This is a genomic window from Maledivibacter sp. (assembly GCA_025210375.1).
GTDB lineage: Bacteria > Bacillota > Clostridia > Peptostreptococcales > Caminicellaceae > JAOASB01.
Genome location: JAOASB010000030.1, coordinates 26,759 through 38,859, shown reverse-complemented (window position 1 = coordinate 38,859; position 12,101 = coordinate 26,759). Strand labels below are relative to the sequence as shown.

At 34.6% G+C, this 12,101-nt stretch carries 10 protein-coding genes and 1 pseudogene; 2 read left to right on the top strand and 9 right to left on the bottom strand.

Features of this window, described 5'->3' with window-relative positions; translation table 11 throughout:
* Positions 1–184 precede the first annotated feature (184 nt).
* The 5 genes from N4A68_11370 to N4A68_11350 form a co-directional block, all read right to left on the bottom strand.
* Positions 185–1,270, bottom strand: coding sequence for an endospore germination permease (locus tag N4A68_11370; GenBank protein ID MCT4564895.1), 1,086 nt, complete (start codon positions 1,268–1,270; stop codon positions 185–187).
* Between the two features lie 183 nt (positions 1,271–1,453).
* On the bottom strand, positions 1,454–2,152 hold the full coding sequence (locus N4A68_11365; protein MCT4564894.1) for an amino acid racemase: 699 nt from the start codon (positions 2,150–2,152) through the stop codon (positions 1,454–1,456).
* A 73-nt stretch (positions 2,153–2,225) separates the two neighbouring features.
* Positions 2,226–3,389: a beta-aspartyl-peptidase gene (gene iadA, locus N4A68_11360; protein ID MCT4564893.1), complete on the bottom strand. Its 1,164-nt coding sequence runs from the start codon at positions 3,387–3,389 to the stop codon at positions 2,226–2,228.
* A 341-nt stretch (positions 3,390–3,730) separates the two neighbouring features.
* Positions 3,731–4,921 carry a pyridoxal phosphate-dependent aminotransferase gene (locus N4A68_11355; protein MCT4564892.1) on the bottom strand — a complete coding sequence of 397 codons (1,191 nt, stop codon included), beginning with the start codon at positions 4,919–4,921 and terminating at the stop codon, positions 3,731–3,733.
* Positions 4,922–4,953: 32 nt separating this feature from the next.
* Complete coding sequence (locus tag N4A68_11350; protein ID MCT4564891.1) at positions 4,954–6,351, bottom strand: oxaloacetate decarboxylase subunit alpha; 1,398 nt, start codon at positions 6,349–6,351, stop codon at positions 4,954–4,956.
* A 297-nt stretch (positions 6,352–6,648) separates the two neighbouring features.
* Here N4A68_11350 and N4A68_11345 point away from each other — a divergent pair, with 297 nt between their 5' ends.
* Complete coding sequence (locus N4A68_11345) at positions 6,649–7,077, top strand: Lrp/AsnC family transcriptional regulator (GenBank protein MCT4564890.1); 429 nt, start codon at positions 6,649–6,651, stop codon at positions 7,075–7,077.
* 73 nt (positions 7,078–7,150) lie between these two features.
* Here N4A68_11345 and N4A68_11340 read toward each other — a convergent pair whose 3' ends face one another.
* Together N4A68_11340 and N4A68_11335 are read right to left on the bottom strand one after the other, a co-directional pair.
* Complete coding sequence (locus tag N4A68_11340; protein MCT4564889.1) at positions 7,151–7,366, bottom strand: heavy-metal-associated domain-containing protein; 216 nt, start codon at positions 7,364–7,366, stop codon at positions 7,151–7,153.
* Positions 7,367–7,412: 46 nt separating this feature from the next.
* Positions 7,413–9,863, bottom strand: a pseudogene (locus N4A68_11335) (heavy metal translocating P-type ATPase).
* A 281-nt stretch (positions 9,864–10,144) separates the two neighbouring features.
* Here N4A68_11335 and N4A68_11330 point away from each other — a divergent pair.
* Positions 10,145–10,573, top strand: a complete 429-nt coding sequence (locus tag N4A68_11330) for a YjdF family protein (protein MCT4564888.1) — start codon at positions 10,145–10,147, stop codon at positions 10,571–10,573.
* Between the two features lie 177 nt (positions 10,574–10,750).
* On the opposite strand, the gene N4A68_11325 is transcribed toward N4A68_11330, so the two are convergent.
* Positions 10,751–11,053 carry a DUF1294 domain-containing protein gene (locus N4A68_11325; protein ID MCT4564887.1) on the bottom strand — a complete coding sequence of 101 codons (303 nt, stop codon included), beginning with the start codon at positions 11,051–11,053 and terminating at the stop codon, positions 10,751–10,753.
* A 388-nt stretch (positions 11,054–11,441) separates the two neighbouring features.
* Positions 11,442–12,101 (bottom strand): 3-oxoacid CoA-transferase subunit B, encoded by a 660-nt coding sequence (locus N4A68_11320; GenBank protein ID MCT4564886.1) that lies wholly within the window; start codon positions 12,099–12,101, stop codon positions 11,442–11,444.

Here is a 12,101-nt window from a genome sequence, read left to right as displayed (position 1 = left end):
TTCTATAAAAACCATCTACTACATGTAGTTTAAAAATCTTCAAAGCTATACCACCAAATATGCTTATATCTTAAGTAATTAAATTAAGGATGATATTCGCATATGCAATTGTGCCAAGTAAGAGTTATGCAATTTCCTCAGTTATAAAAAAAACCTAGAATTTTCTAGGTTTTTTTCTTCTTTTTCATTTTACTTTTCTCATCTTCATTTTAGCAGTAATCAATATAATAATAGGTAATATGACTTGGAATGGGAATGCATAATATGGATATACTTCTTCTCCGAATTCAAAGTATTCAAATATATTTTCGTGTAAAAATACGGATAAATTAATTAATAACAAACCAATAGGTATGATTATAAATTTGTAATCCTTAAATCCAAATACTTTAGCGATACATTTACATGTAGCCAAATATGTTATACTTATTTTAACAAATACTCCTATCATAAATACTGTGGCTATCAGTACTTCTATTCTCTGAAAATATTTACCTGCATCTATTCTTCTAAAAGAACTATGGGTGGCAAAATAAAAACTTCCCGCTGTATTTGATCCTAGGACTAGAATATTCATAAAAGAAATCATAAAAACCAATATTCCACCTATTAATAATCCTAAAAAATATACTTTATAGGGAGATTTTTTAGATTCAAATTTAGAAAATACCATAATAAATATTATAATTTCTGCAAAAGCATATGCGAAGGCTCCAAATGCTCCCTTAATTATTGGGTTCACTCCATTGTTTAATATCGGGAATATATTATCAATATTAGTATCAGGAATTAATAATAATATGCTGCCAATCAGTACAGTAAAAGCTATTAAACCGAATAATCCACCCCATCTACTAAAAACCTCTAAACCTGACCTTAATATCCATGCCGATAGAATTATTAACATAATTGTTATCATTATTTCAGGAGTCTCGGGAAAACTTGTTGTTATAATAAATTGGGAGGCATTTATTGTAACCGCAGATGATAGTTCAAAGGTATAAAATGCAAACAGTAGTATGATTATCTTCCCAACCAACTTTCCGAAGCAGAATTCAATAAGGTCAAATATATCTTTTCCCATGAAAATGTAGCAATGTAGTCTGGCATATATCATGGCCATTGGAAATGTCATAATCAATGCTACTAAAACAGCAATCCATAGGTCTTGTTCAGCTTTACCACCCCTCACGAATATTGCCGATTCACCTACCAAAAATAGAAATATGAGAATTATACATTGTCTATCTGAAACGAATTCTTTCTTCACTATAGGTTCCTCCAAGCTAGCTTTCAATTATTATTTGATTTATTTAAATAAATATACAATTTTTAGTAAATGAAGCAGCTAGAACATGTTTCTACACTTGATTACATTTTATAAGGGACTAACCCGAAAACAGTACTATAAGCTTCGGATTAGCCCCTTTAAACTTTATATCTTCTTATATTCTTATGTAGTTTTGATATTTTTTCCTACAAACTTAATGGAACTACAAGCAAGTATTTTCGTTGGATCTATACATTCTTCCCCTATGTCAAACATTTGAAAAGCTATGGGAAGCTCTGTACATCCTAATATAAAAGCCTTAACCCCTTGTTCCTTCAATTCCTCCAAAACGCCTTTAAAATTTGTAATATCCATATTATCTTTGCCCTTTTTTATATTATATATTAGTTCCATAATATATTTTTGCTTATCGTAATCAGGCGTGACCAAATTCAAATTATATTTATCAAATACCTTATCATATATACCCGCCTTGTAGGTTCCTTCCGTTGCCAGAAGCCCTATTTTTTCATTAGGAAATAATTTTGCTGTTTCCTTCGCAGTTTCTGATATCATATTGATAAAGGGCACATCTATATATTGTATAATTTCATCATAAAAATAATGGGCTGTATTGCAAGGCATGATTATAACATCTGCCCCCATCATCTCTAAACGAATGGCAGATTTTATCATCTGCTTTGTTGGATTGTCTCCATTATTTATTATATAGTCTGTTCTATCGGGTATTTCTGTATTATTTTCTACTATTATTTCAATGTGTTCATTATCACTGTTTGCATCCGTCAAGGTTATTATTTTTTTGAATAAATCCGCAGTTGCTAGAGGCCCCATTCCTCCTAGTATTCCTATAGTTTTCATAACAATATCCTCACCTTTTATGTATCATTCTAAGTCTTTATGTATTTTAATGGTAATTATTCAAGGTTCTCTTCTATTCAAAGGTTCCTTTAACGATGACTTTTCCCTTTTCCATCATCTTTTTACCCTTAGCAATTACCATATTTATATTTAATTCTTCATCCATCAGAACAATATCAGCATCGCTTCCGACTTTAATACATCCCTTTACTGGATATATTTCTAAAAGCTTTGCAACATTTGAGGTTATTACCTTCAAGGCCGTAGATATATCTAACCCCTCTTTCTTTACCATGGCTTTAAATGCGGCACATTGGGAATTTAAGCTGCCTATTCCTAAACCAATGATGTTTCCTTCACTATCAAACCTAGGCATACTACCGTTTCCATCGGAACTCATGGTGATATTCTCGACAGGAACTCCCCTTGCAATGCATTGTGCCACTGCTTTACTAGGCTTCATCGGTTTTCCCTCATTTAGTTCCCCACAGGAAGTAATATCTATATGTCCACCCATTTTGGCAAATTCCATGGCTTGATTTAAAAGTTCTTCAGTTCTAGTTACATGGGTAGGCACAAAATGCTTAATTGGTATGTCGGTTTCATTAACAATGTCCATAACCATATCTAGTTTTTCCTCTGCATTTCCCATATGCATATGAACTATACCCGGTTTGTTACTTAGCATACCCGCAATCCTTACATTAGAAGCTAACCTTATTAGCTCCTGCTTCGTAATATGTGATGATCGATGATCTGATATTGCAATTTTCACACCTAAGACTTTATCGATAAACATAATATCCTTTTTTACACTACCCGTTAGAGTAACACTCGGCAGTTCATAGGAGCCCGTATGAATATAGGTAGTTATACCCTCATTTTCTAAACCCTTTGCTTTTGCTAATAGGGATTCTATATGTCTTGTACTTCCATCGGTTCCTAAAAGCCCTACAATGGTGGTAGCTCCTGCTTCAACAACCTTTGACAGCATTACCTCTGGGGTTCGGCTGTGAAATCCCGCTTCTCCCCCTCCTCCAATAATATGTACATGCTGATCAATAAATCCTGGAGCTACAATCTTATCCTTTGCATCGATTACTTCCACATCTAGCAAACACCCCGATATATCTATGTCCTTTTCTATCTTCATAATCTTATTGCCGACCATTAAAACATCTACTTCTCCAAGATATTCTGGCCCATATACCTTGCCGTTTTTTATTATCCTCATCATATTAATTCTCCTCACATGATATATAGATATTCCAGTTAAACAATTAATTTATACACATCAAAATTCCCTAGAAACATGGCATATTTTGAGATGCATAAATTAAATTTAACTTTTGGAAATCTATATAGGGATTTTAGTATAGACTTTAAGTTATACTATGAAAACCCTATATTGAATGACTTTTCTGAATTTTAACATTCCCCTTAGTCCTAAACCTAGCTTAACCATACACATGTGTATATTCTCTACTATAAATAATTTTCCTGCTAATATAATGAAATATATGGTAAATATAAAAAACTGACCTCTTCTTAGCAGGCCAGCTTAAAATTTGTCTTTATCTATGAAATTATTGCTTTTTCAATTCTATTTAATCCTTCTTTTATATTATTAAGGGAAGTTGCATAGGAAAGTCTAATATAATTATCAGTTCCAAACCCGGAGCCTGGTATTACAGCAACCTTAGCGGAATCTAAAAGATACTGAGCAAAATCCATAGAGTCCTTGATGTCATGTCCCCCTAGGTTTTTACCAATAAGCTTTGATATATTAACCATTACATAGAATGCTCCCGATGGCACTGTACATGATAAATTATCTATAGAGTTAATTTTATCAGCCATATATTTTCTTCTTTCATCGAATGCCTTAATCATCTGCTTAATAGGCTCTTGATCCCCTCTTAATGCTTCGATACTGGCATATTGGGCGATTGTGTTTGGATTTGATGTAGCATGACTTTGTACATTGGTAATGATTTTTGTTATTTCCTTATCAGCGGCTAGGTAGCCTATTCTCCAACCAGTCATGGCATAGGCCTTTGACATACCATTAATTACTATTGTAAGCTTTTTGATATCCTCTCCAAGGGATGCAATGCTTACATGCTTTCCATCGTAAATTAATTTTTCATAAATTTCATCGGAAATAACATAAATATTATTTTTAATTGCTATTTCAGCAATTGCTTTAATTTCTTCTTCTGTATAAACAGCTCCAGTGGGATTGCTCGGACTGTTTAGAAATATGGCTTTGGTATTATCGTTTATGGCATCAAGTAAACTTTCTTTAGTGTATTTAAATCCATTTTCCTCTAAAGTTTCTACGAATACTGGCTTTGCATCTGCCATCTTTACCATTTCAGGATAGCTAACCCAATATGGAACAGGAATGATAACTTCATCCCCAGGATTACATATAGCTCCAAGAGCATTATATATAGAGTGCTTAGCTCCATTGGATACAACGATGTTTTCAGGTAAGTATTCTAAATTATTATCCTTGTTTAATTTCTCACAAATAGCTTCCTTAAGCTGTAAAAGTCCTGCTGATGGGGTATAGCCAATAGCTCCTTCTTCAATAACTTTGATAGCAGCTTTTCTAATATGATCAGGAGTCTTGAAATCTGGTTCTCCAGCACCGAAGCTTACTATATCAATACCATCGGCCTTCATTTTTTTTGCTTTAGCAGTTATGGCTAATGTAACTGACGGAGATACTGCACCGTTCTTTTTAGATAAATTATGATTCATACCTTTGTCCCCTCTCCCTAGTTTATCCCTACTTATACTGCATAGGTTTTTAATTCCATATCAACGAAATTACTGTCTATATTATACTTCATAGCACGTCTGTATTTAAAGAAGTTTTCTGCAACCTGTGGGAATAATGCATAGGACAATACATCTTCTTCCTGCTCTAGGTATTCCTTCATCTCATTTCTTATGTCTTGTAATTGAGGTTTTATTAGATCCGCCGGTCTACAGGTTATAACCTCTTCATCGCCTATAATCTTTTTGATTATTTCTTCCTTCATTGGCACCGTAGATTTTCCATACATACCCTTCACATATGCCTTTACTTCTTTAGGAACCATCTTATATCTTTCTCCAGTTATAACATTTAATACTGCTTGAGTTCCTACAATTTGACTTGTTGGTGTAACTAATGGAGGATATCCTAAGTCTTCCCTCACCCTAGGGACTTCCTTTAATACATCATCAAATTTATTTAAAGCATTTTGCATCTTTAACTGTGAAACAAGATTTGAAAGCATTCCTCCAGGCACTTGATAAATCAGTGTATTAATGTTTACACCAAGCACCTTAGGATTTAAAAGTCCACTTTCCATACTTCTTTCCCTTATAGGCTTAAAGTATTCTGCTATTTCATTTAGTTTGTCAATACTTAATCCCGTATCACGCTTTGAATCCTTTAGGGTAGCCACAAGGGGTTCTGTAGGCGGTTGAGAAGTACCTAAAGCAAATGGAGAAATCGCAGTATCTATTATATCCACTCCTGCCTCAATACCCTTTAGGTAAGTCATACTAGCTAATCCACTGGTTGCATGGGAATGTAGCTGAAGTGGAATTTTTACAGCCTTCTTTAGTGCTGATATAAGCTCATATGCATAGTATGGTGTTAAAAGTCCTGACATATCCTTTATACATATAGAATCCGCACCCATACTTTCCATATCCTTAGCCAGCTTTACATAACTATCAGTTGTATGCACTGGACTTATGGTATAGGAAATTGCTGCTTGAGCATGGGCACCTTCTTTTTTTGTAGTTTCTAAGGCCACCCTTAGATTTCTGACATCATTTAATGCATCAAATATTCTTATTATATCAATTCCATTACCTACAGATCTCTTAACAAATTCCCTTACTACATCATCGGCATAATGCTTATAGCCTAAAATATTTTGTCCTCTTAAAAGCATTTGTAGGTTTGTATTTTTAACTTTTTTTCTAATGGCTCTGAGTCTCTCCCAAGGGTCTTCATCTAAAAACCTTAAAGAAGCATCAAATGTAGCACCACCCCACATCTCTAGAGAGTGATATCCTACTTCATCTAATTTTTCTAAAATTGGTAGCATTTCTTCTGTCTTCATTCTAGTCGCAATCAATGATTGATGAGCATCTCTTAAAATAGTCTCGGTTATCTTTACTTTAGCCATAATATACCTCCTATATTTATGGGAAAAGCTTCCCTTTATATTCAAAGTAATATCTTCTTTTAACAAAATTTTATCAAGTAATATCATCTATGTACAGTTTATAAGTTAAGTGTTATAATAGTATTGCCTTAATTTTTTAATTTGTTTTTTGATTTTCTTTATTATTTTAATATATAGGGTTTACATGGTAGAACTTGATTTATACGTATGAAAATACTCAGTGATTCTAGGAGTTTTTTATACGTATAAATTAAAGTCCGTACTTAAATCCCTACAATAATTTCTGGAGGTTTGATTATGGATTCTACAGATTTTAAGATTTTAGAAATATTACAGCAAGACGGAAGAATTTCCATGAAGGACTTAGGTCATCGGGTTGGCTTAACTTCTCCTGCGGTATCAGAGAGGGTTAAAAGACTTGAAGAAAACGGTATAATTACTGGGTATAGAGCTACAGTTAACGCAAATAAGCTTAATAAAAGTATAAAGGCCTTTATAAGTATCGCTATACGGGCAGAAAATTATAAAAGGTTTTTGGAATTTGCACCTAATAAAAATAGTATCATTGAATGTCATCATGTAACCGGTGGGGATTGTATGATCATAAAAGTTATGGTGCAGAGCATGGAACAGCTGGAAAGACTGATTGATGATTTAAAAAAATTTGGTACTACCCAGACTAATATTATTCTGTCTAGCCCTATTGAGAGTAAGATCATATTGTAAAATAAAACCTATAAGAATTCCTTTACTTCATATTAAAATAAAGGGTTCTTATAGGTTTTAAAATTTTATATATTTATATTTCTTTAATCTCTACAACATCATATCCTGCTTCATCTATGGTATCTCTAATAACCTTTTCATCAATTTCCCTTTGCAATGCTATAACCGCATTTTTCTCATCCACACTTATGCTTTCCACTGTCACACCATCAATTTCACTTAATGCTCTTTCAACTCTACCAGTACAATGATGACAACTCATTCCTTCAATTAAAATCATTTTTTTCATAATATACATCCTTTCTTGTTATTAAAAAATTTAACTTTTAAATAGACTATCCTTTAAACTTTCTAAGTCTAAGGGCATTTGTTACTACAGATACTGAACTCATGGACATTGCTGCTGCTGCAAACATAGGGTTGAGTTTATGACCTCCAAAGGCATAGAAAAGTCCGGCTGCCAATGGTATTCCCGCTGTATTGTAGGCAAATGCCCAGAAAAGATTTTGCTTAATATTTCTTATGGTACTCTTACTCAGTTTAATTGCAGTAACCACATCTAAGAGATCACTTTTTATTAAAACTATATCCGCTGATTCCATTGCGACATCTGTTCCTGATCCAATTGCAATACCTATATCAGCCATGGCCAAGGCCGGTGCATCGTTTATTCCATCTCCAACCATAGCTACTTTTCTACCCTTTTCCTGAAGCTTTTTAACCTCATTGGCTTTATCCTCTGGTAAAACCTCAGCTAAAACTATATCTATACCTACCTGTCCAGCTATAGCCTCCGCCGTCCTTTTATTATCTCCAGTAATCATTGCAACTTCGATTCCCATGTCATGTAGTTTTTTTATAGCTTCTTTACTATTTTCCTTTACAACGTCTGCCACAGCTATGATGCCTTCCAATCTATTATTTATAGCTATAAACATGGGAGTCTTGCCTTCACTTGCTAGCTTTATGGATTCATCCTTTAGACCCATGTCTATATTTCTATCCCCCATGAGTTTTTCATTTCCGAGAAGTATATTGTTATCTTCTATCTTTACTTCAATTCCATGACCAGGTATTGCATAAAAATCCTTTGCCTTTAATAGTCCTATATTTTTCTCAACAGCTTCCTTAACTATTGCCTCCCCTAAGGGATGCTCAGAACCCTTTTCAGCAGTGGCTGCTATTTGCAGCAGCTTATCCTTTGGATAATTATTTAGTGTAACTATATCAGTAACCCTAGGCTTTCCTTCAGTTATGGTTCCAGTTTTATCAAATATTATGGTTTGTATTTTATAGGCGGATTCTAAGGCCACACCACTTTTGATGAGAACTCCCAGCTCTGCTCCCCTACCAGTTCCCACCATTATTGCCGTAGGAGTTGCGAGTCCCAATGCACAAGGGCAAGCTATAACTAATACTGATATAAATATTGTCAGTGAAAATACGGCTCCATGTCCTGCTATATACCATAATACCCCTGCTAGTATAGCTATCCCCATAACTATGGGAACAAAATATCCAGCTATTATATCCGCTAGCTTTGCAATTGGTGCCTTACTTCCTTGGGCTTCTTCAACCAACTTTATTATTTGAGCTAGGGCAGTATCCTTCCCTACCCTTGTTGCCTTAACCTTGAGAACCCCATTTTTATTTATGCTTGCTCCTACTACCTTGGCTCCAATATTTTTTTCTACTGGAATACTTTCTCCTGTGAGCATGGATTCATCAACTGAGCTATGCCCTTCAGCTACTTCTCCGTCTACAGGTATTTTTTCCCCCGGCCTGACTAGTATAATATCCCCTACTTCAACCTCTTCTATAGGTATAGTTATTTCTTCTTCACCTTGAATTATTGTAGCTGTTTTAGGTCTAAGTCCTATTAGTTTCTTTATGGCTTCAGAGGTCTTACCCTTGGAACGAGTTTCTAAATATTTCCCAAGCATAATAAGGGCAATAATCACTCCCGCACTCTCAAAATATAGGTCTTTAGCATACTCCAGGTGTCCATTCATAATTTTATAGGTTGCATAAAGCCCATATACTACTGCCGCACTAGTTCCCAAAGCTATTAGAGAATCCATGTTTGGACTTCTTCTTAATAGGGATTTAAAGCCTATGGTGTAGAATTTATATCCTGCAATCATTACAGGAATAGTCAATAACAGCTGAATTAATGCAAAGTTTAATGGGTTGAAATGTGGATTTATAAAGCTTGGTATTGGTAGACCCACCATGTGACCCATGGAGATATAAAATAGTGGTATGGTAAAGGAAAGGGCAACCACAAATTTAGTCCACATAGTTTTTATTTCTTTTTCCTTTTTATCTTGGTCATCGTCCTTAATTTCTTCTTTTTCTATGTCTAGGGGGGTATAACCAGCTTTTTTGATTGCGGATTTTATCTCCGATAATCTTACTTTATTTATATCATAGACTACCGTTGCTTTATTGGTGGCTATATTTACATTTACGGATTTTATACCTTCTAGCTTGTTGATAGACCTATCAACTGCTCTTACACAAGCGGCTCAAGTCATACCTTGTATGGGTATGATAACCTCCTTTAATTCTTCATCTATGGAAGCTTTATACCCTGATTTCACTACAGTTTGAATGATATCACTTTCAGATATCTTGTGTTCATCATATTTTACAATCATCTTTTCCGTGGCTAAATTAACATTAGCCTCATCTATTCCTTCTATCTTCTTAACTGACCTCTCTACTGCTCTAACACAAGCGGCACAGGTCATGCCTTGAATTTTAAAGCTTTTTTCCACTGTCATTTTCTCACCCCTTTTGAGAATTCTTATCACTTTATTATATACCCTTACAGGGTATATGTAAATAGTTTTTTTATTTATCAAGAGTTTATGGTAAATCTATATATCTTATCCAATCCTAGAGTTGTTTATATTTAATATGATATAATATTGTTATATTCTAGGATAAAAACACAGCTCTGGTTGGTAGTCCAGACGTATCTTTTATTATAAAGATATCAGTAGCCTTCCCCCTTCGGGTCGTCCATTCCTAGTAAATAGAATTTCAAGAAGGGGAAGATTTTATGCATTATGTCAATACTTCATGTACTATTCTTTTTGAAAGTCCTTATTGGATTGGAATTTTTGAAAAAACCGATGGTAAAGGCTATTCCGTTTCTAGGTTTGTTTTTGGAAAGGAGCCTACAGGCCCGGAGCTTTATAACTTTATGATAAAGTATTATCCAAAACAGCTGAGTTATAGTAAGCCTAATGAAGAGATGGAAAAAAGCCTTACTCGTACAAAGATCAATCCTAAAAGGAGGCAAAGGGAAGCCGCAAAAGCTATGCAGGAAAAGAGTATATCCACAAAGGCTCAAGAAGCTTTAAGGCTCCAGTACGAAGAAAATAAGAAACAAAGAAAAACAGCCTCCAAGGCTAAAAAGCTAGAGCGAGAAAGAAAGAAGTTTGAACTAAAACAACAAAAAAAGAAGGAAAAGAAGAAAGGACACTAAGCATTAGTGTCCTCAGATTGTTGACAAAGTCAACAAGATGGCAGGCTGCCTAACAATTCGAAGTTCGAGGCGTGCTGAAACCGAGAGGCCGTAGCGTATACAGACATACGTAAGGGTTCTTGGGTGAAGCAACAACGAAGAAATTCGGATTGTTAGGCAGCCTCAGGACACCAAGTATTAGTGTCCTTTCAAATATAGAAAATATATTAATCCACAAACGATTAGATTGTTAAGTAAATAAATCAATGGTATTCCTATATAGAAGGTCTTATGCTGGGTTTTATGTCTAACCATTGTCATACCTAAAAGTATCCCTGCGGCACCACCAATAACTGCTGTTATAAAGAAGCTTGTCTCCTTGATTCTCCATTTGTTCTTTTTTGCCTTATATTTATCTATGAGCATGATAGCAAATCCAAATAAATTGACCAAAAAAATATAAATGGCAAAATAGAATTCCTTATGCTTTAATAACTGCATATACGTGTCTCCTTTTCCATATGTTATAGATATTCCAGTTAAACAGTTAATTTATCCACATCAAAAATCCCTAGAATCATCGGATATTTTAAGATGTACAAATTAAGTTTAATTTTGGGAAATCTATATTTAAGATAATTATACCTTAACTTTAGTTAGTCGCAAGTTCCAAGTTTTAGGGTCTTTCTTATAAACTCTAAAGAACAAGAGGTGGATTTTAGACCATAGAATTATAGAATTATAACATGATCCTATTTTTAAACAAACCACAAACCCTTCTCTAGAGCTTTATGGTAAAACAAAAGAGAATCATTTTTTCTTTGATTCCCTTTTTAAAAATCTAGCACTTTATTGGTCTTTTTCTTCCAGCTTGCAGCTTGTAACTCTCTTACACTTCCATCCTCTTAATATCTTCCGGAATTATCAGTGTTGCTTCCGTTACAGCTTGAACCTCCTGCACTGTAAACTCTGGATTTATCTCCTTAAGAACTAGTCCTTCCTTTGTAACCTCCATGACTCCCATCTCTGTAATTATAAGATTAACCTGTGCTTTAGCTGTTAATGGTAAATTACATTTTTTTAAAATCTTAACACTTCCTCTGGCAGTATGGGTCATTGCAATTATAACCTTCTTGGCTCCTACTACCAAGTCCATAGCTCCTCCCATACCAGGAACCTTCTTTCCCGGTATCATCCAATTGGCTAGATTACCCTCTTGATCTACCTGCAATGCTCCAAGTACAGTTGCATTTACATGTCCACCTCTGATTATTCCAAAGGAAATCGAACTATCAAAAAATGCTGCTCCTGGTAAGGTAGTAACAGGCATTCCCCCTGCATTCACTAGATCTTTTATTTCTTTTCCTTCCTCTGGAGCAGGGCCCATACCAACGAATCCATTTTCAGATTGAAGTATTACTTCTATGTCATTTGGAACATAATTTGCTACCATAGTAGGTAAGCCTATCCCTAGGTTAACAACATCTCCATCTTCAAGCTCCTTGGCTACCCTTTTCGCTATGACTTCTTTAATTTTACCCTTATCCAT